The sequence below is a fragment of the Pseudomonas sp. ADAK2 TE3594 genome, from assembly GCF_053628675.1.
Window position 1 is genome coordinate 670,853 of sequence record NZ_JBRJGV010000001.1, and the last position, 26,154, is coordinate 697,006.

Here is a 26,154-nt window from a genome sequence, read left to right on the forward strand (position 1 = left end):
TGTCAACGCTGGATTTCGCGATCACGATCCAGTTGGTAAGGCAGGTCGAGCAGATGCAGGCCCGGACCTTCGAGTGCGCCAAGGTGCAGGTTGCCATCTTCTGCAGCTTCGGCTTGCAGCACGGCCAGGAGTTCAATGTTTTGACCGGCGCGGGCGGCCAGCACCACTTCACCGATCGAACTGCCGTGGGTCGGGGAGAACAGTTGGGTACCAGGCTCCGGTAATTCGCTGGCCTCCAGTTGCAGGCGATACAACCGGCGCTTGAGCTTGCCCAGGTATTGCATGCGCGCGACGATTTCCTGGCCGGTGTAGCAACCTTTCTTGAAACTCACGCCACCGACGGCTTGCAGATTGAGCATCTGCGGGATGAACAGCTCGCGGGTGCTCGGCATGACCTGCCCGATCCCGGCGCGGATCTGGCCCAGCAGCCATTGATTCAGTTCACCTTCGGCCAACACAGCGGACAACTTGCCCTTGATGGTGTCGGCTTGATCGGCGCGAACCCAGAGTTCAGCGCGATCCGGCGAGACGCGAAGGGCGATCAGGCCGTCATTGCGCGCGACACTGTCGGTTTCTGCCGGTAGTTCCAGGCCCAGGCTGGCCAGTGCCGCATCGCCATGCTCAAGGCCAAAGCGAACCCAGCTGGCACTTTCATCGGTCAGTTTCGATTTGGAGAACACTGCGTACTTTTTCAGGTCCGCCAGTTGCGGCTCCAGCAGCTCGCTGGCCATCGCCATGAGCACGCCGTCGCCTTCCAGCAAAATGCGGAAACTCGACTGCATCCGGCCTTTCTGCGTGCAACGCGCGCCAAGGCTGGCCTGGGTGTCGCTCAGGTAATTAAGGTTGCAAGTCAATTGGCCTTGCAGGAATTTGCCGGCATCCGCGCCGCGTACCGCGAGAACGCCTTCGTGAGACAGGGTGCAGAAAAAAGCAGAATCGGCCATGGGTCATCGCAGGGTAAAGAGTCCGAGGGACATCATAAGGGGGCGCCCATGAAATGGGTAGTTCACAAAGGATCGATGGGGGCGACCAAAGCCGACTGTTCGAGCGGGCCCGGGGCTGTATACTTGCCGCCTATTTGAGGAGCGCTCCATGGTCGAAGATGTTGAACTGAATCGCCTCTACTGGCACAGCCGCCGCGGCATGCTTGAGCTTGACGTGTTGCTGGTGCCGTTTGTGAAAGAGGTTTACCCGCACCTCAACGAAGTTGATCGCGCATGCTACGTCAGGCTGCTCGAATGCGAAGATCAGGACATGTTCGGCTGGTTCATGGAACGTGCCGAATCGGAAGATCCGGAGCTTCAGCGCATGGTTCGCATGATCCTGGATCGTGTCCAGCCCAAGTAACGCGTTCGAATGCCGCTGGCATGCCTCACGGCAGTTGCTGGCGGCCTATCTTCTGGCCCAGCTGTTCGCGCTGGGTTCGTTGTTTCTTCTTTCCCTACCGGTCTGGGCCAGTTTGCTCGGCGCGTTTTGCTGTCTGGCTCATGGCGCTTGGGCATTGCCGCGACAGATTCTGCTGACACACCCGCAGGCGTTTCGCGGCTTGCGTCGCGATGCCGATGGCTGGCAGTTGTGGAATCAGGCGGTGGGTTGGCAGCCCGTGCAGCTGCGGCCGGACAGTCTGGCGTTGCCATTGATTGTGGTGCTGCGTTTTCGTCTGCGCGATGAGCGACGGGTCAGGGCGATCTGTGTGCCGCGTGATTCGCAGGCGGCGGATGTGCACCGACGCCTGCGGGTTCGGCTCAAGTTCAGTCGGCGTAGGTGGGCGGCACCAGAATAGTGTCCAGGGCGACCGGCAGCATGTTCGGGTAGTCGAGGGTGTAATGCAGGCCCCGACTTTCCTTGCGCTCCATGGCTGACTGGATCATCAGCTCGGCTACTTGCGCCAGATTACGCAGCTCGATCAAATCCCGGCTGACCTTGTAGTTGCTGTAGAACTCGTCGATTTCATCCAGCAACAGACGCACCCGGTGCTGGGCCCGTTGCAAGCGCTTGTTGGTACGCACGATGCCGACGTAGTCCCACATGAATCGCCGCAGTTCGTCCCAGTTGTGCGCAATGATTACGTCTTCATCGGAATCGGTGACCTGGCTCGCATCCCAAACGGGCAGGGCAGTCGGAACCGACACTTCTGGCAACTGCTCAAGAATGTCCGCCGCAGCCGAACGGGCGTAAACGAAACATTCCAGCAGCGAGTTGCTGGCCATGCGGTTGGCGCCATGCAGGCCGGTGAAGCTGGTTTCACCAATCGCATACAGGCCCGGCACGTCGGTGCGACCCCGCTGATCGACCATCACGCCGCCGCAGGTGTAGTGCGCTGCGGGTACCACCGGGATCGGTTGCTTGGTGATATCGATGGAGAATTCCAGGCAGCGCTCATAGACCGTCGGGAAGTGCGTCTTGATGAAGTCTTCAGGCTTGTGGCTGATGTCCAGGTAGACGCAGTCGATACCCAGGCGCTTCATCTCATGGTCGATGGCGCGGGCAACGATGTCCCGTGGTGCCAGCTCGGCCCGTGGGTCGAAGCGCTGCATGAAGCGTTCACCATTGGGCAGCTTCAGGTGGCCACCTTCGCCGCGCAGGGCTTCGGTGATCAGGAAACTCTTGGCTTGCGGGTGATAAAGGCAGGTGGGATGGAACTGGTTGAACTCCAGGTTCGCCACCCGGCAGCCCGAACGCCAAGCCATGGCGATGCCGTCACCGCAGGCGCCATCGGGGTTGCTGGTATAGAGGTAAACCTTTGCCGCGCCGCCCGATGCAAGGATCACGAAACGCGCGCCGTAGGTGTCGACTTCACCGGTGCCGCGGTTGAGCACATAGGCGCCGAGGCAACGGTCGCCTTCAAGGCCCAGGCGCTTTTCGGTGATAAGATCGACCGCGACCCGCTGCTCCAGCAGTTCGATGTTGGGACGCTGCTTGGCCTGATCGAGCAGGGTTCTGAAGATCGCCGCCCCCGTCGCATCGGCGGCGTGGATGATGCGCCGATGGCTGTGACCGCCTTCGCGGGTCAGGTGAAACTCGAAACCACCGTCTTCGGTGCCGGACTGTTCATCGCGGGTAAAGGGCACGCCTTGGTCGATCAGCCATTGAATCGCCTCTCTGCTGTGCTCGACAGTAAAGCGCACAGCGTCTTCATGGCACAGGCCACCGCCGGCGTTGAGGGTGTCATCGACATGGGATTCGACAGTGTCAGTGTCATCCAGAACGGCAGCGACACCGCCCTGGGCCCAGAAGGTTGAGCCATTGGCGAGGTCGCCTTTGCTCAATACGGCGATGCGCAAATGACCGGGCAAGGTCAGCGCAAGGCTCAAGCCGGCAGCACCGCTGCCAATTACCAGAACATCGTGTTGAAACTGTTGGCTCATTTCAGGATTCCGCTCAAAGCGACCCGGGACGGGGTTGGCGCAAGACAGCTGGATCGGCGAGTCAAGACAGCCACACAGCCCACTAGTATATAGAGGGGGGGAGCGGCACAATAGCCGGGCTCACATGGCATTGTGAAACTACTGTGACGGAAAAGGCTGGGCGCTTCGTCGGAAGTTTTTTTGACGGCTTCGGCGACAGGGCAACTGTATCGTGGATTTAACAGTCTTTTTCTCTTCACAGTTGCACAATGCCGGTTTCGGGCAGCTATAAATATGGAACTTTTGCCAAAGGCCCAAGATCAATAGACGGTTGCCTGAAACAAGGGACAGTGTCGGCTTCGGTGCGGGACTTGCGGTTGGGTCCTTGCTGATGAATCCGATGACAAGATTATTCGCGCAGCCGGGTTATCCCGCGCTGCGCTTTTCGTGCGTGCCAAATCAGAGCGCGCAGGAAACTTGCTTGGAGGGGGAGAACTTTTGCGAAAAGCCCGAGTCTATGTTTGCAAGTCTGGTCGTTCAGTAATGCAAGCCTCCTTCGAGCTTATCGAGGAGTGTTCATGCTAACCCAGGAAGAGGATCAGCAGCTGGTCGAGCGCGTTCAACGCGGCGACAAGCGAGCTTTCGATCTGCTAGTGCTGAAATACCAGCACAAAATTCTCGGGTTGATCGTGCGGTTCGTGCACGACACCCATGAAGCCCAGGATGTCGCACAGGAAGCCTTTATCAAGGCATACCGTGCACTTGGTAATTTTCGCGGAGACAGCGCGTTTTATACGTGGCTTTACCGCATCGCCATCAACACGGCGAAAAACTATCTGGTTTCACGCGGCCGTCGGCCGCCGGATAGCGATGTCAGTTCCGAGGATGCAGAGTTCTACGATGGCGATCATGGCCTCAAGGATCTCGAGTCGCCAGAACGTGCATTGCTGCGGGATGAGATCGAAGGCACCGTCCATCGAACCATTCAGCAACTGCCAGAAGATTTGCGTACGGCTTTAACTTTACGTGAATTCGATGGTCTGAGTTACGAGGACATTGCCAGCGTCATGCAGTGTCCGGTGGGTACCGTGCGCTCCCGGATTTTCCGCGCCCGGGAGGCCATCGATAAAGCCCTGCAGCCGTTGTTGCAGGAAAACTGAGACAGCGGCGACAGCCAAGAGAGGAACGCCATGAGTCGTGAAGCCCTGCAGGAATCGCTGTCCGCAGTGATGGATAACGAAGCGGACGAATTGGAATTGCGTCGGGTGTTGAATGCCTTCGACGATGTTGAAACCCGCGATACCTGGGCTCGTTACCAGATCGCTCGGGCAGTTATGCACAAGGACCTGTTGCTTCCTCGTCTGGACATCGCTGCGGCAGTCTCTGCTGCGCTGGCTGACGAAGCCGTACCGGCAAAAGCCTCTCGCGGTCCATGGCGCAGCCTGGGTCGTCTGGCAGTCGCTGCTTCGGTGACGGTTGCCGTGCTGGCGGGTGTTCGTCTGTACAACCAGGACGAGATCGCCGGTGTCGAGCTGGCCCAGCAATCCAGTCAACCGGGTTTGACCGCTCCTCAGGTCAAGGGGCCCGCTGTATTGGCAGGCTACAATGAGAGTTCGGAAGCCACTGGCCCTATGGCCAACGGCGTATTGCAAGGTCAACCAGGCTGGCACGATCAGCGTCTGCCAGGTTACTTGCGCCAACATGCTCAACAGGCTGCATTGAAAGGTACTGAGAGCGCTCTGCCTTACGCTCGTGCAGCAAGCCTGGAAAACCGTTAAGGAGGATCATGCGCGCCATACCTCTACTTACGCTTCTGCTCAGTGGCTGGTTTGTTGTTCCAGCCCACGCCGATGAAGCCCAGGACTGGCTGAAGCGTCTGGGACAGGCGGAGCAAACGCAGAGCTTTCACGGTACTTTCGTCTACGAGCGTAACGGTAGTTTCTCTACCCATAACATCTGGCATCGCGTCCAGGATGGCAAGGTCCGCGAGCGTTTACTCCAGCTCGACGGCTCGGCACAGGAAGTCGTGCGCATTGATGGGCATACTCAATGCGTTAGCGGCACCCTGATAGCAGGGCTGGGGGACTCACCCAACTCCACCGCTCGTGCACTCGATCCACAAAAGCTAAAGAATTGGTATGACCTTGCCGTCATCGGCAAGTCGCGTGTGGCCGGGCGTTCGGCAGTGATCGTGTCGTTAAAGCCTCGCGATCAGCATCGCTACGGTTTTGAGCTGCATCTGGACAAGGAAACCGGTTTGCCGTTGAAGTCATTGCTTCTCAATGACAAAGGGCAACTGCTGGAGCGGTTCCAGTTCACCCGACTGGATACTGCCGAGTTGCCTTCCGACAGCGATTTGCAGGCAGGTTCTGATTGCAAACCCATTGCCCTCGACAGTGACAAGGCTTCCGCCGTCAAAACTGCGCAGGTCTGGCATTCGGACTGGTTACCGCCAGGTTTCGAACTGACCAGCAGTACCTCTCACAAGGACCCGGAGACCAAAGCCCAGGTCAACAGTCTGATGTTCGACGACGGTCTGGCCCGATTCTCGGTATTCCTCGAGCCGTTGAATGGCGCAACAGTCACTGATACGCGCACCCAACTGGGGCCAACCGTCGCTGTCTCCCGGCGATTGACTACACCGCAAGGCGAGATGATGGTGACCGTGGTCGGTGAAATACCGATTGGCACCGCCGAACGGATTGCGCTGTCCATGCGCAACGATGCCGCGGCTACCAGCAAACAGTGAGCTGATCAGCCATGCTCGCCCATCAGGGGCTGGTTGGAGCGGGGATCGGTAATGGCTGTCGCGCCATTAATGTCTCGAAATGTTTTGCCGAGCATTTTCATTTGCAAATATCCCGAAAATTTTTTATAGGTCAGAGCCCCCTCGGCTCTGGCCTTGTTTGTTGTTCCCGGAACAAAAATACCGGCGTATCGTTTCCGGTGTTCCTTGCTCCATATCGCTTAACCATGCTCGTCGTAACGGGAGCCGTATGTCGATACCACGCTTGAAGTCTTATCTCTCCATTTTTGCCACCGTGCTAGTGCTCGGTCAGGCGGTCGCTGCGCAAGCGGTCGAGTTGCCTGACTTCACGCAGTTGGTCGAGCAAGCCTCGCCCGCGGTGGTCAACATCAGTACTACCCAGAAGCTGCCGGACCGTAAGGTGTCCAGCGAACAAATGCCTGACCTTGAAGGCTTGCCGCCGATGCTGCGCGAGTTCTTTGAACGGGGCATGCCGCAGCAGCCGCGTTCCCCCCGTGGCGATCGTCAGCGTGAAGCCCAATCCCTGGGCTCGGGCTTTATCATTTCGTCCGACGGTTACATCCTGACCAACAACCATGTGATTGCCGATGCCGACGAAATTCTCGTGCGTCTCGCCGATCGCAGTGAGTTGAAGGCCAAGCTGATCGGTACCGATCCGCGCTCTGACGTCGCTTTGCTGAAAATCGAAGGCAAGGACCTGCCGGTTCTGAAGCTTGGCAAGTCGCAGGACCTGAAAGCCGGTCAGTGGGTCGTGGCCATCGGTTCGCCGTTCGGCTTTGATCACACGGTGACCCAAGGTATCGTCAGCGCCATCGGCCGTAGCCTGCCGAACGAAAACTATGTGCCGTTCATCCAGACCGACGTGCCGATCAACCCGGGCAACTCCGGTGGTCCGCTGTTCAACCTGGCCGGTGAAGTGGTCGGCATCAACTCGCAGATCTACACCCGTTCCGGCGGCTTCATGGGCGTGTCGTTCGCGATCCCTATCGATGTGGCGATGGACGTTTCCAATCAGCTGAAAAGCGGCGGCAAAGTCAGTCGTGGCTGGTTGGGCGTAGTCATCCAGGAAGTGAACAAGGATCTGGCCGAGTCGTTCGGTCTCGAGAAGCCGGCCGGTGCGCTGGTGGCTCAGATCCAGGATGACGGTCCGGCTGCCAAGGGCGGCCTGCAAGTGGGCGACGTGATCCTCAGCATGAACGGTCAACCGATCGTCATGTCCGCCGATCTGCCGCACTTGGTGGGCGCGCTGAAGGCTGGCTCGAAAGCCGATCTTGAAGTGATCCGCGAAGGCAAGCGCAAGAACGTGGAGCTGACCGTAGGCGCTATCCCTGAGGAAGGCAAAGAGCTGGAAGCCCTGCCTAAATCCAGCGTCGAGCGCAGCAGCAATCGCCTTGGTGTTTCCGTGGCCGAGTTGACCGAAGAGCAGAAGAAAACCCTCGACCTCAAGGGTGGCGTGGTTATCAAGGAAGTTCAGGACGGTCCTGCTGCCCTGATCGGCTTGCAGCCGGGCGACGTGATCACTCACCTGAACAACCAGGCGATCAGCTCCTCCAAGGAGTTCACGGACATTGCCAAGGCGCTGCCGAAGAACCGCTCGGTGTCGATGCGGGTTCTGCGTCAAGGTCGCGCCAGCTTCATCACCTTCAAACTGGCTGAATAAACCGGTTGTCGGCTGAATAAAAAACCGCCTCGAAAGAGGCGGTTTTTTTGTACCTGGATTTTTTGTTTCTGAAGCGCTCAGCCCATCATGTCCTTGACCATGCGCTCCTGCTCCATCAACTCACGTTGCCGTGCATCGATCCGCGATGACAGCGGGAAGTTGCTGCCAGCCTTGCGCTTGGCGAAGTCCAGTTGCTGGATTGCCTGGCGATAGTCGCCGACCAGCGCAAAGTATTCTGCGCGAGCCTGATGCAGGCCGATGATGTTGCCCGACAGGCCGCGAGTCTCGGCCACCATGTACCAGACGTCCGGATCATCGGGCCGGCTCTTGAGCAGGTTCTCCAGCGCTTTTTCCGCATCGGCCGCTCGATTCTGCTTGAGCAGCAGGTCGACACGCACCTGATTCAGCGGGTAGTTGCCGGGGTATTGAGTGAGCATCCGGTCGACCCGTGATTGAGCATCGGGCAGACGATTATTGGTGATGTCCAGATCGACCTGCGCCAGGTTGTAGATGATCTCGTTCGGCGATTTGGCCAGCAGCAGCTTGAGGTTCTCGCGAGCCTCATTCAACTGGCCGCCCTTGATCTGGGCGATCGCCAGGCCATAGCGCGCGACGTCGTTTTTCGGGTTTTCATCGAGTTGAGCCCGAAAGCGCTTGGCGCCCAGGCCCGGGGTTTCTTCATAGATCAGCTGCACGCGCGCCCGAATCAGCTGGTAACGCATGCTGTCTTCGATACCGCCCGGCTTGGCCTGTTCGGCGCGGTTGCGGGTGTCGGCGATTCGCGATTCGGTCACCGGGTGAGTCAGCAAGAACTCCGGTGGCTTGGCGTCGAAGCGGTACTGGCGCATCAGCCGTTCGAACATGGTCGGCATCGAACGCGGATCGTAACCGGCCTTTTCCAGATTCATGATGCCGATACGGTCGGCTTCCTGTTCGTTCTGGCGCGAGAAGCGTCGTTGTTCCTGAATCGCCGCCGCCTGAGTGCCGGCAATGGCCGCGATCCCGGCATCGCCTGCACCGGCCGCGGCAATCACGATGCCGGCCAGCAGCGCAGCCATCATGGGCACTTGCATGCGTTGCGAAGCTTCAACACCGCGTGCGAAGTGACGCTGCGACAAGTGAGCCAGTTCGTGGGCCAGTACCGAGGCATATTCGCCCTCGGTCTGGGCATTGAGGAACAAACCACCGTTGACGCCGACGATCCCGCCCGGTGCGGCAAAAGCGTTGAGCTGCGGGCTGTTGATCAGGATGAACTCCAGGCGCCGGTCATTGACCTGGCTGGTTTCCACCAGCCGATAGACGCTGGATTCGACGTAGTCCTTGAGCTGCGGATCGTTGAGCTGCGACACCTGACTGCGCAACAGCGCCAGCCATGCACGGCCCAGTTGGTGTTCCTGTTGTGGCGAGACGATGGCAGAACTGGCGTCACCGAGTGACGGCAAGTCGTCGGCGAAGCCCGGTGAGGCGAGCAGGCAAGCGAGCGTCAGCAGGGTAGGGCGCAAAAAAGTCATGCACAAAGCCTTAGTCGACAAAGACCTTACTGTAGCCGGACACTACGCTTGGGACCAGATATTCTAAGCTGCTTAACCCCCTGCTCCGGAGTGATTCGATGACTGACGCTGTAACCCACGACGCCGAGCTGGACGCCAGCGGTCTGAATTGTCCGTTGCCATTGCTCAAAGCCAAACTGGAGCTAAACCGACTGGCCAGCGGTGCGGTACTCAAGGTGATCGCCACCGATGCAGGTTCCCAGCGCGACTTTCGCACCTTTGCCCGATTGGCCGGTCATACCCTGCTTCGTGAAGAAGATGAGGCGGGCGTTTACCGCTATTGGTTGAAAAAAGCCTGAAACCTGCTGCGTTCGTTTCTAAGGATTATTGATGTTCAAAGTGTTACGCGACTGGATTCAGCGCTATTTCTCGGATGAAGAAGCTGTGGTGCTGGCGGTGCTGCTGTTTCTGGCATTTACCGCGGTGCTCACCCTGGGTGGAATGCTCGCGCCAGTATTGGCCGGTATGGTGCTGGCGTATCTGATGCAGGGGCTGGTGGTGACCCTCGAGCGCCTGCGCGTGCCGGGTGGCGTGGCGGTGGGGCTGGTTTTCGCGTTGTTCATGGGGTTGTTGCTGGTCTTTATCATCGTCGTGGTGCCACTGCTCTGGCATCAACTGATCACGCTGTTCAACGAATTGCCCGGCATGCTCGCCAAGTGGCAGTCGCTGCTGTTGCTGCTGCCTGAGCGCTACCCGCACCTGGTGTCGGATGAGCAAGTGCTGCAGGCGATCGAAGTGGCACGGGGCGAGATCGGCAAGTTCGGCCAGTGGGCGCTGACATTCTCGCTGTCGAGTCTGCCGCTGCTGGTGAACATCATGATCTACCTGGTGCTGGTGCCAATCCTGGTGTTCTTCTTTCTCAAGGACCGGGAGATGATCGGCCAGTGGGTACGCGGTTATCTGCCGCGCGAGCGGGCGCTGATCACCCGGGTCGCCCAGGAAATGAACCGGCAGATCGCCAATTACATTCGCGGCAAGGTCATCGAAATCTTCATTTGCGGTGGGGTGACTTACATCGCGTTCGTGGCGCTGGGGCTCAACTATTCGGCGCTGCTGGCGTTGCTGGTGGGTGTGTCGGTGGTAGTGCCTTACGTCGGGGCGGTGGTGGTGACCGTGCCAGTGCTGCTGATTGCGCTGTTCCAGTGGGGCTGGAGCGATCAGTTCATCTATTTGATGGCGGTCTACGGGATTATCCAGACGCTGGACGGCAACGTGCTGGTGCCGCTGCTGTTCTCGGAAGCGGTCAACCTGCACCCGGTGGCGATCATTTGCGCGGTGCTGTTGTTTGGCGGGTTGTGGGGCTTTTGGGGCGTATTCTTTGCGATTCCCCTTGCGACGCTGTTCAAGGCCGTGCTGGATGCCTGGCCGCGCAAGGAGCCGATGGTGGCGCCGCTGCTCTAATTGTCAGCCTTGAGGGCCTCTTCGCGGGCAAGCCTCGCTCCTACGGGATCGAGGTTTGCCGCAGGTTTGTGCTCGACGCCGAACCTGTAGGAGCAAGGCTTGCCCGCGAAGGCGTCCGAACAGACGCCCAAACAATCAGGCCTTGTTCAGCGCCTGAGCAGCAGCCAAAACCGCATCCACATGCCCCGGCACCTTCACGCCGCGCCACTCCTGACGCAGTACGCCGTTCTTGTCGATCAGGAACGTGCTGCGATCAACGCCCATATATTCTTTGCCGTAGAGCTTTTTCAGCTTGATCACGTCGAACAGCTGGCACAGCGCTTCTTCTTTGTCACTGATCAGCTCGAAAGTGAACGCCTGCTTGGCCTTGAAGTTCTCATGGGATTTCAGGCTGTCGCGAGACACGCCGAAGACTTCGGTATTGGCGGCTTTAAAGGCGTCAAGCTGATCACGAAAACCCTGACCCTGGGTGGTGCAGCCCGGTGTGCTGTCCTTCGGATAGAAGTAAATCACCACTTGCTTGCCTTTGAGGCCCGCGAGGCTGACGGTTTGCCCGCTGGTGGCGGGTGCTTCGAAGTCGGCAACCGGTTGGTCGATGGCTACGGCCATGAAAGCTTCCTTACATTGGGTTTTGTGGGCGCCACGGTTCAATCAGTGCGTCCAGGTTCATGGCGTCGGCGAAATCCAGGAACTGGTCACGCAACCAGCTGATCTGGGTGCCGGCCGGCAAGGTCACGGTAAACGTGGCGTTAAGCATGGTGCCGCCTGTCTGCGGGGCCTGATAGGTGTCGCAGGTCAGGTTCTCCAGCTCGACGTTGTGATCCATGAAGAACTGGCACAGCTCGTTGATGATGTCCGGGCGGTAAGCCGAGCTGACGTAGGCAACGTACGGCAGGGCCTGGGGACGGTTCTCCAGGGCAGCGCTGCGGACCACGTTAACGGTGAAGGCGTGCCGTTTGGCCAGCACTGGCAGGCTGCCTTCGAGGCGCGCCAGGGCGTCCCAGCTGCCGGAGATTTCAAGGATCAACGCACTGCATTCGCCATGACGCGTCAGGCGAGAGGTGACCACGGCGCAGCGGTTTTCATGGCTGGCGCGGCACAGGACGTTAGTCAGCTCCATGGGGTTGGCGCCGAGGGCACTGATGACAAGGAATTGTTCGCGAACTGTGGGGGTGGACATGCAGCATTCCTAAAGCGATGAGCGGTCGATACTTTTATAGGCTTTTTTTACCGGGACGAGCCTGCGGATGCGAATTCAGAAAACCCGGCCGAAGGTTGCAACGTGCTCCAGTATGGCAAGAGCGAGGGGTGGCAACGCTGGATCGGGGCTTGTGATGCCGAAAATGGAGGCTGGAACGCGGCGTACGAGCTTATCAGTACCGATCAAAGTCTGAAGGGTAGCGAAAAGCAGCGCCAAGGGGAATGGCAGCAGCGCAGTACTTCGCTTGTACAAGCATCTTGGCGCCAGTACCATTACCGCTCTCTTTTTCCGGCAGGAGCGGTTGCATGATTGCGGGCAGTATGGTGGCACTGGTCACACCCATGGATGCACAGGGTCGTCTCGACTGGGACAGCCTGAGCAAACTGGTGGACTTCCACCTGCAAGAGGGCACCAACGCCATCGTGGCGGTCGGCACTACAGGTGAGTCGGCCACGCTTGACGTGAACGAGCACATCGAAGTGATTCGTCGCGTGGTTGCCCAGGTTGCAGGGCGTATTCCGGTGATCGCCGGTACGGGCGCCAATTCGACGCGCGAAGCGATCGAACTGACGACCAACGCGAAGAACGCCGGCGCCGATGCGTGCCTGCTGGTAACCCCTTATTACAACAAGCCGACGCAAGAAGGCCTGTACCAGCACTTCAAGGCCATCGCCGAAGCCGTCGACATCCCGCAGATCCTTTACAACGTGCCGGGCCGTACCGCATGCGACATGCAGGCCGAGACGGTAATCCGCCTGTCGACCGTGAAGAACATCATCGGCATCAAGGAAGCCACGGGCGACCTGCAGCGCGCCAAGGACATCCTGGCCGGCGTGAGCAGCGACTTCCTGGTTTATTCCGGTGACGACGCGACCGCGGTCGAGCTGATGCTGCTCGGCGGCAAGGGCAATATTTCGGTGACCGCCAACGTTGCACCGCGCGCCATGAGCGAGTTGTGTGCCGCGGCCATGGCCGGTGATGCCGTCAAAGCCCGGGCGATCCACGAAAAACTGATGCCGCTCAATAAAACCCTGTTTATCGAATCCAACCCTATCCCCGTGAAATGGGCACTGCATGAAATGGGCTTGATGCCGGACGGTATCCGTCTGCCGCTCACCTGGCTCAGTGCTGCCTGTCACGAACCGCTGCGGCAGGCCATGCGCCAGTCCGGCGTCCTGGTTTAATTGAGGAAGTACTACGCATGAAGCGATTGGCCGGACTTTCCGCACTTGCCTTGATTATCTCCAGCACCAGTGGCTGCGGATGGATCTGGGGCCCGGAAGGTTATTTCCGTGACCGTGGTAGCGACTACCTGGAAGCGCAACAGACTGCACCGATGCAACTGCCACCGGACGTCAGCACCGCCAAGCGTCTGGATCCGCTGTTGCCGATCCCGCGCAACGTGGCTGACGACACCGTCAAGGGCGAATACATCGTGCCTCGTCCGCAGCCGTTGTCGGCAGCGGCTGATGCCAGCGACTACACCTTGCAGAAGAGCGGCGATTCGCGTTGGGTCATGGCCCAGCACCCACCGGCCGAAGTCTGGCCCGTGGCCGTGCAGTTCTTCCAGGACAACGGTTTCCGTCTGGACGAGCAGCGCCCACAAACTGGCGAATTCACCACCACCTGGCAGCGTTCCGACGAACTGTCCGCAGCGATGGCCAAGCGCCTGAGCGCAGCCGGTGTCGGCGCTGACAGTGAAAGCCGTGTGCGGGTACGTATCGAACCAGGCGTTCAGCGCAACACCAGTGAAGTCTACGTGGTCAGCGCCGAGCGTCCTGCCGGCAGCACCGCCAATGTGGATTTCACCAATCGTTCGGTTAACACCGGCCTGGACGCAGCACTGGTCGACGACATGCTCGCGAGCATGAGCCGTACTTCGGAGAAGGGCGGTTCGGTCTCCATGCTGGCCTCTCGTGATTTCGATACGCCAAGTCGTGTCAGCCTGACCGAAGATGGCAGCGGCAACCCGGTGCTCAACGTCGGTTCCGATCTGGATCGTGCCTGGTCGAGCGTCGGTCGTGCGCTGGAACAGGGCGAATGGCGTGTTGAAGACATCAACCGCAGCCTGGGCCTGTACTACATCAACCTCGCCGAAAAAGCCGAGAAAAAGGACGAGAAGCCAGGTTTCTTCGGCAGTCTGTTCGGCAGCAAGCCGGACAAGGAAGAAGTTGAAGCCCGCGCCGAGCGTTATCAGGTTCGCCTGAGCAAGGTTGGCGAGAACGTGCAAGTCACCGTCGAGAAAAACATCAACACCGTGGCGCCAGCAGACGTGGCGCGTAAAGTGTTGACCGTGATTCAGGACAACCTGGGCTGATCACATGCGTTTTGCCGTTCTCGGCAGCGGTAGCCAAGGGAACGGCACGCTGATAGCCAGCGATGACACGTATGTACTGGTGGATTGTGGTTTCTCCCTGCGAGAAACCGAAAAACGCCTGCTGCGACTGGGTGTGAACCCTTCGCAGCTGAGCGCGATACTCGTGACCCACGAACATGCCGACCACGTGCATGGCGTGGGTTTGCTGTCTCGGCGTTACAATCTGCCTGTCTACCTCAGTCGCGGGACCCTGCGCGGGATGCGCAAACCGATTGAACCCGCAGGCTTTCTGGCTGGCGGCGAGCAACTGCAAATCGGCAACCTGAGCATCGGCGTCATTGCCGTGGCCCATGATGCACAGGAGCCGACACAATATGTCTTCAGCGACGGTCAGCGGCGTTTCGGCTTGTTGACCGACCTGGGCTCATATTGCAACAAGGTGCTGGACGGCTATCGGGACCTCGATGCATTGATGATCGAGTCCAACCATTGCCGTGACATGCTGGCTCGCGGTCACTACCCGTACTTTCTCAAGCAGCGGGTGGGCGGTGAATTGGGACATTTGAACAACCATCAGGCGGCATTCCTGGTGGCCGAGTTGGGCTGGCAAGGCCTGCAACACCTGGTCCTGGCCCATCTGAGCAGCAAGAACAACCTGCCGCAGCTGGCCCGGCAATGTTTTGTCGACACCCTCGGGTGCGACCCGGACTGGCTGCAACTGGCCGATCAAGATTCAGGGCTCGACTGGCGACACATCGCCTAGCCCACCTACTTAGCAAGCGGAGCCCATCATGGAAAAACGTGAAGAACTCTACCGCGGCAAAGCCAAATCGGTTTACAAGACCGACGACGCTGACCGCTTGATCCTGCTGTTTCGCAACGACACCTCGGCGTTCGACGGCAAGCGCATCGAGCAGCTCGACCGCAAAGGCATGGTGAACAACAAGTTCAACGCCTTCATCATGCAGAAACTCGAAGCAGCCGGCGTGCCGACCCAATTCGACAAACTGCTGGGCGACAACGAATGCCTGGTGAAGAAGCTCGACATGATCCCGGTCGAGTGCGTCGTGCGTAACTACGCCGCCGGCAGCCTGGTCAAGCGTTTGGGCGTCGAAGAAGGTATGAAGCTCAACCCTTACACCTTCGAACTGTTCCTGAAGGACGACGCCAAGGGCGACCCGTTCATCAACGAATCCCACGTCGTGGCATTCGGTTGGGGCACCGCCGAGCAACTGGTTCGCATGAAAGAACTGTCGCTCAAGGTCAACGAAGTCCTGAGCAAACTGTTCGACGACGCCGGCCTGCTGCTGGTCGACTTCAAACTGGAATTCGGCGTTTTCTCCGACGGCTCCATCGTCCTGGGCGACGAGTTCAGCCCGGACGGCTGCCGTCTGTGGGACAAGGCCACCGGCAAGAAAATGGACAAGGACCGCTTCCGTCAGGGCCTCGGTGACGTCATCGAAGCCTACGAAGAAGTCGCCAACCGTCTGGGCGTACCGCTTTAATCGACGCAAGCATCTGATAGCACGGAAAAATTTCGCTTAGGGGGTTCGCTTCCGGCAAAAGTGTTGTTATGATGCGCGCCGTTGGAGAGATGCCAGAGTGGCCGAATGGGACGGATTCGAAATCCGTTGTACCTTCACCGGTACCTAGGGTTCGAATCCCTATCTCTCCGCCATTACATAGAAAAAGCCCCGTAGCTGAATAAGCTACGGGGCTTTTTCGTTTGTGCAGATTTTTCCGATCGGCCACTTTCGGGTTCGTCCCAACTTTTTCCCGGGTTTTTGGTGTCGGATATATCAGCACAGCAACGTAAGAAAAATATGCCTGTTCACGAGAAAAATGCCTCCACCGAGTCGCTTTAATTACCACCCCCTGTGTTTGTTGATCGCTTCACGAATCAAGGGGCTATCTTCGAAACATCCCCTGACATTGAAAGACATTGCCTCAAAAATTCCTCATCTACTCTGGTTTCGCAGGTCACTGATCTGTCGTAATCAGCAGTCGCAAGGAGCGATCAATGTATTTTGAGATTTACAGGCAAACCCGTGGTATCGCACAAACCGGCAAGGGCCAATGGCGCTGGCGTTTGCGGGCGGGGAATCATGAAACGATTGCCAGTGGGGAGGCTTACGTCAACAAATCTGATTGCGTGCATGCCATCAGTTTGATCATAGGGACTCACGATCAGACCCCGGTCAGGGAAATATAAGCTCGAGGGCGACGAAGCTGCTCGATGGGAGCAGCTTCGTTTTAAAACCGGGCGGTCTTACGGTTGTGAGTGGCCCAGTTTTCTTTTGATCAGGTCGTAGACTTCCTTGTGGGTGGAGTTGTTCAGGGCGTTGTTCTTGCAGGCCAAGGCCAGGAACGTTTTAACCTCTTCCTTTGCGTGAGGGTAAAGGCCTGCGACGTAGTCGGCTTCATGAACCTGGGTGCAGTTGAAGTGTTTGTCGTCTTTTGCTTTATCTCTAGCCATTGCGAGGCTCCTTTGAGTTCAAATGGTTTTCGGTGGTCAGGGTCGTTTTGCCCCAAACGTTGCTGAGCTTAGGAGCGCTATCGCTTCCTGCCAGACGAACGATGAAATCAGGAGGGGGCTGTAGGACGTAGCCGCTGTCTGCATTTGGATTAAACGCAAACTGCTTGAGTCGCATAGACGCCGATTACGACACCTCCCTAAACTGTCATCCAAGTCTTGGGGATCGGGGGGCAATGGATGAATCGCAACGAACTGCGCAAGGCCGACATCAATCTGATGGTGGTGTTCGAGACATTGATGCTCGAACGCAACGTCACACGGGTGGCGGAGAAGCTGTTCCTCGGTCAGCCGACCATCAGTGCGGCGCTGAACCGCTTGCGGACGATGTTCAACGATCCGCTGTTCATTCGGGTCGGCCATCGCATGGAGCCGACGGCGCGGGCCGAGGAAATTATTCTGCACCTGTCACCGGCGCTGGATTCCCTGTCGGTGGCCTTGAGCCTGACCCATGATTTTGATCCGCTCAGCAGCACCATGACGTTTCGCATCGGGCTGTCGGACGATGTCGAGTTCGGCCTGTTACCGCCGCTGCTGCGTGCTTTGCGTCAGGAAGCGCCGAAGGTGGTGTTCGTGGTCCAGCATGTCGACTATTGGCGCATTCCCGACCTGCTGGCGTCCGGTGATATCACCGTTGGTATCAGCCAGACCCGCGGCCTGCCGGCCAACGCCAAGCGCAAATTGTTGCGACACATCCAGCCCAGTATTTTGCGCGCAGACGCCTCGGACACACCGCTGACCCTTGATGAATATTGCTCGCGGCCGCACGTGCTGGTGTCCCATACCGCGAATGTCAGTGGCTACGCCGATGAATGGCTGGCGGAGATCGGTCGTACACGCCAGGTAGTGCTGTCCGTTCCGCAGTACAGCTCGTTGCCGGCCTTGCTCGCCGGCACCGATCTGATCGCCAGCCTGCCGGATTACACGGCTGAAGCGATGGCCGCGTCCGGCCAACTGTTCAAGGAGCCGTTTCCGTTCAAGACGCCGACCCTGGACCTGTCCATGGTCTGGCTCAGTCATGTCGACAGCGATCCGGCCGAGCGCTGGCTGCGCTCGCGTCTGGAAGCGTTCATGAGTGAGCGTGCGACTCTTGCGCCGCCCCAGTGAGCAGGGCGGCTCTGTGTTATATGTACGACCTTTCTGCCAATCTTCAGGAGCCCCGTTATGCCCCACCTGCACATGGAATACACCGCCAACTTGCCCGAGTTGAATGCCGATCTGGCGTTGATGCGACTCAACAATGCGTTGATGGCTTCCGGTCAGTTTGCGGCCGAGTTCGATATCAAGAGCCGTGCAGTGAAGGTCGAGAGCTTCAAGGTTGGCACCGCATTGGGCGAGCGGGCTTTTGTGCATATCAAGCTGGCACTGTTGAGCGGGCGTTCGGCGGAGATCAAGAAGCAGTTGTCGCAAAGCCTGTTGGCAGTGTTGCAGGACTTGTGCGAATGGCCGGCCAACGTAGAAGTGCAGTTGTGTGCGGAAATTCTGGATATTGATCGCGAGTCCTACACCAAGACTGCCATCGGCCTCTGACAGCCAAGGTCTTGGGTTCAGAGCAAACCCTGTTCTGCGCAGGCTTTGACCACTTGCTCGCGAAGCCAGGTATTGGCGCTGTCCTGGTCGCTGGCTTCGCTCCATTGCATGTCGAGGGTAAATCCTGGCAAGCCCTTTGGTGCTTCGCAATGACTGAATACCGCGTCATTGGTCAGCAGCGTTTGAATGCGCCGCGGTAGCGTCAGGATGAGGTCGGTGCCGGTGATCATCTTGAGGGCTGCCCTGTAGCTATTGGATCGCGCGATAAGCTGTCGTTTGTGATCGACCCTGTGGGTGTCGAAGGTCTTGTGTGGAGAGAGCACGTGACGATGTTCAATGAACGATCGCAAACTTGGGCGTAATTGCGGCGGGGTTGCGCGTTTATCGAAGACGTAAACCAGTTCGTCTTCAACCAGCCTCCGGGATTTTAAGCCAGTATGGCTGTGTTGAAAGTCGTGACCGAAGCAGATCACCAGATCGAGACTGCCATCGCGCAGTTCATCGGCGGGGAGGGCGGTATCGAGTTTTTGCACATTGACGATCACTGGCAGGTTGGCGAAGTCGAAGTTCCTCAACAGCCGCGGCAGTACCATCAGTTCGAAGTATTCCGACGCGCCAATGTTGAAGGTGACGGCTTTTAGAGTCGGATCAAAGGCTTGAGCTCCGGAATGGCAGAAGTTGATGCCTTCCAGAATCTTCAGCACATGCTCGTACATGGTGGTGGCTTTGTAGGTTGGACGCATTCCTGATCGGGTGTTGATGAACAAATCATCTTTGAAGCCGGTGCGCAGTTTTTTCAGCGAATAGCTGACGGTGGACTGGCTGACCCCGAGGGTTTCGGAGACGGCGGTGACGCTGCTTTGTTCATACACGGCGACGAACACCATGAGGTCCTGCATATCAAGTTTTCTAAGTAAATTGCTGTTAAGCATCTGCCCCATCCCGATGAACTCCCTGTTCTGTTTTGAACGCGATCTATCCATAAGAGGATAACGGAACGATAGTGCCAGGAGAATGCCTTGTAGGAAGCTTCATTGTCAGATGTGGGACACAGCGTGTAGGTAACACGACCTACACATTCAATCGCTGGCCTGAAGGGGGGCTTTCCGGGATTTTCTGGATCAGCGCGGACTGCTCGAAGGTGATCTGTATCGAGTGCCAGGCGCTGAATATCCCACCGGCCAAGCGCTGAAGTTACGCCCAGACACTTGGCTGCGGTCGGTCAGTAAAGTGAAGTCTTATTACAGCAATCCGTCTTGCGCGCACACGCTGACAATTTGTTCGCGAAACCAGTTATTGGCGCTGTCTTGACCTGGCTTCTCGTTCCACAACATGTCCAGTGTGAAGTTTGGTAAACCCGTCGGTGGTTTGCAATGGCTGAATCTGGCTTCATTACTGATCAGCATCTGGATGCGCCGAGGCAGAGTGAGAACAAAATCGGTTCCGGGGATCATGTTGAGTGCCGCAACGTAACTATTAGCTCGTGCGACAATTTGGCGGGTGTAGTCCCATTTGCTGAGCCAGCCATCCACCATGTTGGTGTCTGAAGTCCATGGAGTCGGGAAGATATGCTGGCGTGCGACAAAGGTGTCCAGGTTGAACTCGCCCTCTGGAGGCGCAAAGTCTTTATCGACAACGCAGACCAGGTCATCTTCCAGCAGTACTTGTGATTTCAAGTTTTTAGCACTGCGATGGAAATTGGGGCCGAAACAAATTACCAGATCGAAACGGCCATCCATAAGTTCATCGTTAGGGATGTCTCTGTGGAATTTCTGGATATTTACAATGACCGGAAAACTACTGCCGATAAAGCGTTTCAATAAGTTTGGAAGTATAAGAAGTTCAAAATACTCAGGTGCGCAAATATTAAAAGTGATCTCTTTTTGCGCTGGGTCGAATGAGTGTAGTCCGGAGTGGCATATGTTTATGCTCTTCAGGATTTTGAGAACATGGCTGTACATCGTGGCGGCTTTGTGTGTTGGCCACATGCCATTGCGGGTATTGATGAAGAGCTCGTCGTCGAAACTCGTACGCAGTTTTTTCAAACAGTAACTCACCGTGGACTGGCTGACGCAAAGGGTTTCGGAGACCTCGGTGACGCTTCTTTGTTCATACACAGCCACGAAAACCATAAGGTCTTGCATATCCAGTTTTCTTAGCAGATTGCTATTAAGCATAAAGGTCCATCTCGGTGAAAATCCATGTGTGTCACGTTACGTCGTGTTTTGTGACAAGGTTGTTTATTTATATATTAGTGGAAGCAATTGGTTTTTTAAATAGTCTGTCGGAAATTTCCTCAATATATTCTCGTTCCACTTTAGAGAGAACCCTGAGCAGGGATAGGAGGGCGAAGTGTTGGTACGAGTCACGGAAAGCCAAACGCCGTTATGGATGCAGGCGACTGAAGTTGTGAAAGAAAAATTCCGCAGCTCTTATAAGGCATCCGTAGAACCGAGCCCGCAGTATTTTGCGGTCACCCAGGACAGTGAGGAACGGATTCTTTCTTGCGCCGGTATAACTTTTGCGGATGACCGCACACTTTTCTCGGAGCAATACCTGTCGCAACCGATAGAAACGATTCTGTCCCAGCGTTTTGAAAAGATGATTGATCGGTCAGTTATTGCTGAAATAGGCAGTTTGATTTCTCATCATCTGACGGCCGGAATGATCATGGTCAACATGGTTCCGTTGTTGGCCTGGTGCATGGGGGCTCAATATTTGCTCTGCACCGTTACGCCCCGGGTCCGGAAAATGATGGAAAGTTGCCAGATCGATTTCGAACCACTACTCACGGCCGACCCTCAGCGTCTGGCCGACGATGGTGGCAAGAACTGGGGTACCTACTACTCGAAATTACCTGTCACCGGTTTTATCCGCGTGGACCCGAAACGTTCGCGATTCGCCGCTATGACCCTCGGTACTTTGTTCACCCAGTTGCCGAACAATTTGCCGACGAGGGCGCAGTCATGAGCGGTCGTTTCATTGCGGACCTGCGGCTGGCATTACAGATCAATCGTCAGAAGGTCTGCGCAATCGATTGTGCTCCGACCGGCCTGGAACACGCCGCTGTCATGACCTATGGCGAGCTGGAGTCCCGGGCGCTGAATCTGGCGGCAGAACTGCAGCGGCGTTTCGACACGGCGGCTCATGGCGATCACGTTGTGCTGGGGATTGCGACGCGTAACAGCAGTGACTGGTTGATTGCCGATCTGGCTTGCCTGTTTGCCGGAATTACCGCATTGCCTTTGCCGCTGGCGTTCAGTCAGTCCCAGGCCGAGCACCTTGCCGAGCGTTGTGACGGGTTTCTGGTGGATGCCGCAGGCGAGCGGACACTGGCTGAGCGGTGGCGGCTGGATTTTCCCGACAGCCGCCTCAGACGTATCGACGAACCTGCCCTCGAGCAGCCGTTGTTGCGAGAGCCGGACGGCGATAGCGCATGGATCTGCAAAATCATTCACACCTCGGGGACTACCAGCCGGCCCAAAGGCGTGCGCCTGAGCACGGCGGCGGTGGGGGCGGTGTTGACTTCCCTGCGCCAGTGGATGCCGGTCGATGCCCATCGCAGCTATCTGTCACTGGTGCCATTGAGCCTGCTGCTGGAGCAAGTGACCGCCGCGTATTTACCGCTGCTGGCCGGTGGGATCGTGCATTTCCTGCCTGAAGGCGAGGCGCTGCTAGGTGAGCCGGGAACGTCACCGCAGCGTTTGATCGAGTGGATCCTGCGGGTCGAACCGACGGCCTTGACGGTACCACCAGTGATGCTCAATCGCTTTCACGAGCTATTGACCGAAGGCGGCGTGCAGGGTGAGCGCCTGTCTCGTTACCTGCATTCGGGGGTGCATATCACGTGCGGCGGCGCGGCCGTCAGCATCGATATCCTGCATGCCCTCGCCGAGGATGGTATTGCGGTGTTCCAGGGTTACGGGCTCTCCGAGAACGCCTCGGTCGTCAGTATGAATACCTTGCAGCACCAACGTCTGGGCAGTGTGGGCAGGCCGTTGCCGCATGTTCAGGTGCGCATCGGCGCCGACCAGACCATTGAGGTCAAGAGCAGTTCGTTGTTCAGCGGCTACTCGGGTAAAGACCCTAGCGCCTGTTCGATGTCCGACGATGGCTGGATGGACACCGGGGATCTGGGGGAGCTGGATGCTGATGGCTTTCTCTATGTTCGCGGTCGCAAGAAAAATGTGATCTGCCTGCCCAATGGCCGCAATGTCAGCCCGGAACAGGTCGAGCTGGAATACCGCGAATATCCCGGTGTGCGCGATGCCGCTGTGTTTTTCGATGAGGCCCATGGTCTGGTGGCGTTGCTGTGTGTTGAGTCGGCACCGGATCGCGATGAGCTGGCCAGCTGGTCAGCACGGCGCTTTTCCGACATCGAGCGCCCGAGCCACCTGTGGTTACTGACCAAGGACGATCCATTGCTCGAGCAACTCTACACCGTCACCGGCCGTCCCAAACGCGCCGATATCGCTACTGTTTTCGCCAATCTGCAAGGGAATGCATCTGATGAACACACCTGCCTATCACTGTGAAAGCCCCGACATATCCATTATTGAACCGCGCCATTTCGCAAGCCTGGGCAAGGCCGAGCTGTACGAGTTGCTGGGGCATTACGGTGTCGTCCTGTTACGTAACTGCATCCACAATGCCGAGGATTTCAGCGCCTATGTGAAGCAGAACAGCTCGCGGCTGAGCCTCGACCCGGCTCGCGTCATGGTCGGTGGAGCCGCGCAGTTGGTTGATGCGGGGCGCCAGGCGATTGGTCTGCATTGCGAAAATGGTAACTCACCGTTCTGGCCGGACATCACCTGGTTCTATTGCCAGGAAGCGCCGCGCACAGGCTCGCAAACCACCTTGTGCGACGGAGAGAAAGTACTGGCGAAGCTGTCATCCGCCTGCCGCACATTTTTCGAGGACAACCCGATTCGCTACAGCCGCACCGTTGCCGGCGACAAATGGCGTCGGCTGGTTTGCCACTATTCGCCAGCGCTCTCGGACCCGGCGGCGGTCAGGATCGAAGATCTGATGCAGATCATCGGCGACGATCCGCAGACACAGATCTCCTTCAATGCGTTTGATGATTCGATTCATTACGCCTTCAGTACCCCGGCGATTCTGGTCTCCGAATTCAGCCAGCGTCCGGCGTTTGCCAACAGTATTCTCGGGCCGTCCTTCAACTATGAAGTGCCAGTGATCGATACATCGTCCGGGCTGCCCATTCCCGGCGAATTCCTGCACGAAATTGCCGAGGTTTCCGCGCAATACACCTACCCGGTCGGCTGGCGTGACCATGACATGGTGATGATCGACAACCGTCGGGTAATGCATGGTCGTGAGGCCATCGTTGACGAGCGCCGCCGTATCTTCAACGCCCTGAGCTACCGCTGAGACTTATTCATGAAGACCAATAACAATCAGATCATTTCAGGTCAGTACGAGACGTATATCGACGGTGACGGTCGCCAGATAATCGATCTGGCCGGCGGGTTTGGCTTTCAGGTGCCGGCGGTAATCGACGCGGTCAGCCTTCAGGCGCAAAGCATGGGGCTGTCGAATCGAGTGCTGATGTCCGACCCACTGATCGCTTTGTGCCGGCGCTTGGCCGAGCTGCTACCGCAGCCGCTGGTCAGCTCTTATGTGTGCAGCTCCGGCGATGAAGCATTCGAAGGCGCCTTGAAACTGTGCAAAGGCCTCAAGCCCAAGGGCAACACCATTGTTGTTGTCCAGGGCGGTGACTATGGCTCGCTGAGTTACGGACGTTGCCTGAGCACGCCGCAAAACTATCTGCAGATGCAGCGTTTCCTGGGCTTCGAGCTCGTGGCGATCAGGTATGTCCGCGACCTGGATAAAGTGGACTGGAACGATTGCTTCGCAGTTTGCCACACCAGCACCGTGATTGATGGAGACGGTCGCTTGCGCCTGATAGAGCAGGTGCTACTCGATCACTTGTATGTCGCGGCGGCCAATGCGTCGGTGCCGGTCATCGCGGTCGACGTGCAGAGTTGTCTGGGGAGCCTGGGCACGCTGTTTGGTTTTCAGCGTTATCGCAATACCCCGGACATTGTGGTGTTGGGCGGCCCACTGGGCGGCAGTGCGATTCCTGTCGGCACCTATACCTGCAGCGAACAGATGGCCTATCAAGTCTATGGTCGCAGCAGCCCGGCGAAACATGGCAGCACCACGGCCGGCAATCCGATGGCCTGCGTGGCCGCCATGGCAGCACTGGATTACGTGCAGGCACACGACTTGCCCAGGGAATGCCTCAATAACGGCCAGATACTGGCGCAAGCGCTCGCCTCATTCGGCGCTGTCGCCTGCGGTGCTTGGGTCAGCCTGCCGCTGCCAGCCGACCTCAAACCCGCCGAATTGTGCGAGGAGCTTTATCAGCGTGGCATCTATGTCAGTGCTCCCCGTGGCCGCGAGTTGATTCTGCGTTGCCCGATCACCGCACGAGCCGAACACATCCAGCGCGCATCCCGGATCCTCAAGGAGACTTTAAGCCATGTCCTTAACCCTATCGCATGAACAACTGCTGGATGATTGCCAGCAGTATTGGAGTGCCTCGGCGGCCAAGCTCTATCGTCTGGGTAAAACCAGCGTCGAAAAGGACGCCGATGGCATCTATGTCACCGACCATGCCGGCAAGCGCTTTATCGATTGCGCCTGCAGCTATGGGGTGTTCATCGTCGGCCATCGTAATCCGATGGTGCGTGAACAGGTGCAGACCCAGTTGAACCAGATGGCCTGGATTCCGGAGGGGCGGGTGCATCCGCTGCAAGGCGCATTGTCCGAGCGCCTTCGGAATCTGGTACCGGGAAATTGGGGGGATGTGCAGTTTATGGTCTCGGGTGCCGAAGCCATCGAACAGAGCATGCGTTATGTGCTCAAGGTGAAGCCGCACCGGCGTGGAATCGTGGTAATGAGTGATTCCTATCACGGCAAGACGCTGGCGGCGATGAGCATTCTTGGGCAGAAACAGCACCATCGCAGCTACGGCACCGCGGCCTCGGAAGTGACTTATGTGCCGTACGGTGACTTCGCCGCCTTGCAGAGAGCGGTGGGCGAGGGTGTGCGTGCGGTGTATGTCGAGCCGATTCTGGGGGGCGCCCACTTACAGGTTCCGCCTGTGGGTTACATGGCGAACATCCGCGCCCTGTGCGATGCCACTGAGACCTTGCTGGTGGCCGACGAAATCCAGACCGGTTTCGGCCGCTGTGGCAAGTGGTTCGCCGTGCAGTATGACGACATCGTTCCGGACATCATGATTCTCTCTAAAGGCCTGACGGGCGGTTACACCTCGTTTGCCTGCGCGATGTACAGCTGGCGACTGGCCACGCAATACCCTCTGAGCGAGATCGAGCCTGATCAGCGGACCAATGGCGGGCATCCGGTGGCGTGCGCCTCGGCGTTGGCCGCTATCGATTACATCGAGCAGCACAACCTGGTCGAGCAATCACGGATCAATGGCGGTTTGCTGCGCCATGGCCTGCAACGGCTGGCTCAGCGTTATCCGCAGATTGTCGAGGATGTGCCCGGTGTCGGCCTGATGACCGGCCTGCGCTTGCGCGGTTCGGTCTACGAAGCGCTGATGAGCATGGAGTTGGGCAAGCGTGGCGTGCATGCCGGGCATTCCATGAATGAAAAAGCCGCGCACCCGGTTCTGCGGTTTTACCCGCCGCTGAACATCACACCCGAAGCGCTTCGGCATGTCCTGACGATGACCGAGGAAGCCCTTGAGGCAATCGCCCAGCGTCCGAAGCTGGCGGTCAAGGCGTTTTCTCTGGTGGTCAGAAACATGTACCACATCCCCAACAAGCTACTGCGCAGCAAAGGGAAGCGCTGAGT

28 protein-coding genes and 1 tRNA gene are annotated in these 26,154 nt (G+C 57.9%); 21 read left to right on the forward strand and 8 right to left on the reverse strand.

Annotated elements, in window-relative coordinates:
* Positions 1 to 2 precede the first annotated feature (2 nt).
* Positions 3 to 944: a CAF17-like 4Fe-4S cluster assembly/insertion protein YgfZ gene (gene ygfZ, locus AB7M22_RS02985; RefSeq protein ID WP_454185196.1), complete on the reverse strand. Its 942-nt coding sequence runs from the start codon at positions 942 to 944 to the stop codon at positions 3 to 5.
* A 148-nt stretch (positions 945 to 1,092) separates the two neighbouring features.
* On the opposite strand from ygfZ, the gene AB7M22_RS02990 reads away from it, so the two are divergent.
* Entirely contained in the window at positions 1,093 to 1,347 is a 255-nt protein-coding gene (locus AB7M22_RS02990; RefSeq protein ID WP_007898624.1) for an FAD assembly factor SdhE, read from the forward strand.
* Positions 1,331 to 1,783 carry a protein YgfX gene (locus AB7M22_RS02995; protein ID WP_454185197.1) on the forward strand — a complete coding sequence of 151 codons (453 nt, stop codon included), beginning with the start codon at positions 1,331 to 1,333 and terminating at the stop codon, positions 1,781 to 1,783. The genes AB7M22_RS02990 and AB7M22_RS02995 overlap by 17 nt, the downstream gene beginning before the upstream one ends.
* On the opposite strand, the gene nadB is transcribed toward AB7M22_RS02995, so the two are convergent.
* On the reverse strand, positions 1,752 to 3,368 hold the full coding sequence (gene nadB / locus AB7M22_RS03000) for an L-aspartate oxidase (protein WP_454185198.1): 1,617 nt from the start codon (positions 3,366 to 3,368) through the stop codon (positions 1,752 to 1,754). The genes AB7M22_RS02995 and nadB overlap by 32 nt on opposite strands.
* 557 nt (positions 3,369 to 3,925) lie before the next feature.
* Here nadB and rpoE point away from each other — a divergent pair.
* From rpoE to AB7M22_RS03020, 4 genes are all read left to right on the forward strand, one after another.
* Entirely contained in the window at positions 3,926 to 4,507 is a 582-nt protein-coding gene (rpoE, locus tag AB7M22_RS03005) for an RNA polymerase sigma factor RpoE (protein WP_003172477.1), read from the forward strand.
* Between the two features lie 30 nt (positions 4,508 to 4,537).
* The gene (locus AB7M22_RS03010; RefSeq protein ID WP_007898648.1) at positions 4,538 to 5,125 is read left to right on the forward strand and encodes a sigma-E factor negative regulatory protein; all 588 of its coding nucleotides are present in this window, start codon (positions 4,538 to 4,540) and stop codon (positions 5,123 to 5,125) included.
* Positions 5,126 to 5,133: 8 nt separating this feature from the next.
* Positions 5,134 to 6,096: a MucB/RseB C-terminal domain-containing protein gene (locus AB7M22_RS03015; RefSeq protein ID WP_454185199.1), complete on the forward strand. Its 963-nt coding sequence runs from the start codon at positions 5,134 to 5,136 to the stop codon at positions 6,094 to 6,096.
* A 247-nt stretch (positions 6,097 to 6,343) separates the two neighbouring features.
* Positions 6,344 to 7,774, forward strand: coding sequence for a DegQ family serine endoprotease (locus AB7M22_RS03020; RefSeq protein WP_454185200.1), 1,431 nt, complete (start codon positions 6,344 to 6,346; stop codon positions 7,772 to 7,774).
* A 77-nt stretch (positions 7,775 to 7,851) separates the two neighbouring features.
* Here the strand turns inward: AB7M22_RS03020 and AB7M22_RS03025 are convergent, their stop codons facing one another.
* Positions 7,852 to 9,285, reverse strand: a complete 1,434-nt coding sequence (locus AB7M22_RS03025; RefSeq protein WP_048394060.1) for a M48 family metalloprotease — start codon at positions 9,283 to 9,285, stop codon at positions 7,852 to 7,854.
* A 98-nt stretch (positions 9,286 to 9,383) separates the two neighbouring features.
* Between AB7M22_RS03025 and AB7M22_RS03030 the strand changes: the two genes are divergently transcribed.
* Both AB7M22_RS03030 and AB7M22_RS03035 read left to right on the forward strand, forming a co-directional pair.
* Entirely contained in the window at positions 9,384 to 9,623 is a 240-nt protein-coding gene (locus tag AB7M22_RS03030; RefSeq protein WP_007898654.1) for a sulfurtransferase TusA family protein, read from the forward strand.
* A 31-nt stretch (positions 9,624 to 9,654) separates the two neighbouring features.
* Positions 9,655 to 10,725, forward strand: coding sequence for an AI-2E family transporter (locus tag AB7M22_RS03035; protein ID WP_008014855.1), 1,071 nt, complete (start codon positions 9,655 to 9,657; stop codon positions 10,723 to 10,725).
* A 135-nt stretch (positions 10,726 to 10,860) separates the two neighbouring features.
* On the opposite strand, the gene AB7M22_RS03040 is transcribed toward AB7M22_RS03035, so the two are convergent.
* Positions 10,861 to 11,334 carry a peroxiredoxin gene (locus AB7M22_RS03040; RefSeq protein ID WP_454185201.1) on the reverse strand — a complete coding sequence of 158 codons (474 nt, stop codon included), beginning with the start codon at positions 11,332 to 11,334 and terminating at the stop codon, positions 10,861 to 10,863.
* A 10-nt stretch (positions 11,335 to 11,344) separates the two neighbouring features.
* Complete coding sequence (locus AB7M22_RS03045) at positions 11,345 to 11,905, reverse strand: glycine cleavage system protein R (protein ID WP_007898662.1); 561 nt, start codon at positions 11,903 to 11,905, stop codon at positions 11,345 to 11,347.
* Between the two features lie 326 nt (positions 11,906 to 12,231).
* Here AB7M22_RS03045 and dapA point away from each other — a divergent pair, with 326 nt between their 5' ends.
* From dapA to AB7M22_RS03075, 6 genes are all read left to right on the forward strand, one after another.
* The gene (dapA, locus tag AB7M22_RS03050) at positions 12,232 to 13,110 is read left to right on the forward strand and encodes a 4-hydroxy-tetrahydrodipicolinate synthase (RefSeq protein WP_007898664.1); all 879 of its coding nucleotides are present in this window, start codon (positions 12,232 to 12,234) and stop codon (positions 13,108 to 13,110) included.
* Positions 13,111 to 13,127: 17 nt separating this feature from the next.
* Complete coding sequence (bamC, locus tag AB7M22_RS03055; protein ID WP_008014180.1) at positions 13,128 to 14,243, forward strand: outer membrane protein assembly factor BamC; 1,116 nt, start codon at positions 13,128 to 13,130, stop codon at positions 14,241 to 14,243.
* Positions 14,244 to 14,247: 4 nt separating this feature from the next.
* Complete coding sequence (locus AB7M22_RS03060; protein ID WP_007898669.1) at positions 14,248 to 15,006, forward strand: MBL fold metallo-hydrolase; 759 nt, start codon at positions 14,248 to 14,250, stop codon at positions 15,004 to 15,006.
* A gap of 28 nt (positions 15,007 to 15,034) precedes the next feature.
* Positions 15,035 to 15,748, forward strand: a complete 714-nt coding sequence (gene purC, locus AB7M22_RS03065; protein WP_007898671.1) for a phosphoribosylaminoimidazolesuccinocarboxamide synthase — start codon at positions 15,035 to 15,037, stop codon at positions 15,746 to 15,748.
* An 83-nt stretch (positions 15,749 to 15,831) separates the two neighbouring features.
* Positions 15,832 to 15,921: transfer RNA gene (locus tag AB7M22_RS03070), tRNA-Ser, on the forward strand.
* Positions 15,922 to 16,263: 342 nt separating this feature from the next.
* A complete protein-coding gene (locus tag AB7M22_RS03075; protein WP_008014182.1) occupies positions 16,264 to 16,455 on the forward strand; it encodes a YegP family protein in 192 nt (63 codons plus the stop codon).
* Positions 16,456 to 16,512: 57 nt separating this feature from the next.
* Here the strand turns inward: AB7M22_RS03075 and AB7M22_RS03080 are convergent, their stop codons facing one another.
* Positions 16,513 to 16,719 (reverse strand): hypothetical protein, encoded by a 207-nt coding sequence (locus tag AB7M22_RS03080; protein WP_007898673.1) that lies wholly within the window; start codon positions 16,717 to 16,719, stop codon positions 16,513 to 16,515.
* 237 nt (positions 16,720 to 16,956) lie between these two features.
* Here AB7M22_RS03080 and AB7M22_RS03085 point away from each other — a divergent pair, with 237 nt between their 5' ends.
* Both AB7M22_RS03085 and AB7M22_RS03090 read left to right on the forward strand, forming a co-directional pair.
* The gene (locus AB7M22_RS03085) at positions 16,957 to 17,883 is read left to right on the forward strand and encodes a LysR family transcriptional regulator (RefSeq protein ID WP_007898674.1); all 927 of its coding nucleotides are present in this window, start codon (positions 16,957 to 16,959) and stop codon (positions 17,881 to 17,883) included.
* A gap of 57 nt (positions 17,884 to 17,940) precedes the next feature.
* Complete coding sequence (locus tag AB7M22_RS03090) at positions 17,941 to 18,306, forward strand: 5-carboxymethyl-2-hydroxymuconate Delta-isomerase (protein ID WP_008014186.1); 366 nt, start codon at positions 17,941 to 17,943, stop codon at positions 18,304 to 18,306.
* Between the two features lie 17 nt (positions 18,307 to 18,323).
* On the opposite strand, the gene AB7M22_RS03095 is transcribed toward AB7M22_RS03090, so the two are convergent.
* Entirely contained in the window at positions 18,324 to 19,238 is a 915-nt protein-coding gene (locus AB7M22_RS03095) for a LysR family transcriptional regulator (RefSeq protein ID WP_454185202.1), read from the reverse strand.
* A 309-nt stretch (positions 19,239 to 19,547) separates the two neighbouring features.
* Positions 19,548 to 20,483: a LysR substrate-binding domain-containing protein gene (locus AB7M22_RS03100; RefSeq protein WP_454185203.1), complete on the reverse strand. Its 936-nt coding sequence runs from the start codon at positions 20,481 to 20,483 to the stop codon at positions 19,548 to 19,550.
* A 175-nt stretch (positions 20,484 to 20,658) separates the two neighbouring features.
* Here AB7M22_RS03100 and AB7M22_RS03105 point away from each other — a divergent pair, with 175 nt between their 5' ends.
* From AB7M22_RS03105 to AB7M22_RS03125, 5 genes are read left to right on the forward strand one after another with little or no spacing between them, the layout of a single operon-like run.
* Entirely contained in the window at positions 20,659 to 21,276 is a 618-nt protein-coding gene (locus AB7M22_RS03105; RefSeq protein ID WP_007898678.1) for a thermostable hemolysin, read from the forward strand.
* A complete protein-coding gene (locus tag AB7M22_RS03110) occupies positions 21,273 to 22,841 on the forward strand; it encodes an AMP-binding protein (RefSeq protein WP_454185204.1) in 1,569 nt (522 codons plus the stop codon). The genes AB7M22_RS03105 and AB7M22_RS03110 overlap by 4 nt, the downstream gene beginning before the upstream one ends.
* Positions 22,816 to 23,697 carry a TauD/TfdA family dioxygenase gene (locus tag AB7M22_RS03115; protein WP_454185205.1) on the forward strand — a complete coding sequence of 294 codons (882 nt, stop codon included), beginning with the start codon at positions 22,816 to 22,818 and terminating at the stop codon, positions 23,695 to 23,697. The genes AB7M22_RS03110 and AB7M22_RS03115 overlap by 26 nt, the downstream gene beginning before the upstream one ends.
* Before the next feature lie 9 nt (positions 23,698 to 23,706).
* The gene (locus AB7M22_RS03120; RefSeq protein WP_454185206.1) at positions 23,707 to 24,834 is read left to right on the forward strand and encodes an aminotransferase class III-fold pyridoxal phosphate-dependent enzyme; all 1,128 of its coding nucleotides are present in this window, start codon (positions 23,707 to 23,709) and stop codon (positions 24,832 to 24,834) included.
* The gene (locus tag AB7M22_RS03125) at positions 24,812 to 26,152 is read left to right on the forward strand and encodes an aspartate aminotransferase family protein (protein WP_454185207.1); all 1,341 of its coding nucleotides are present in this window, start codon (positions 24,812 to 24,814) and stop codon (positions 26,150 to 26,152) included. The genes AB7M22_RS03120 and AB7M22_RS03125 overlap by 23 nt, the downstream gene beginning before the upstream one ends.
* Positions 26,153 to 26,154 lie beyond the last annotated feature (2 nt).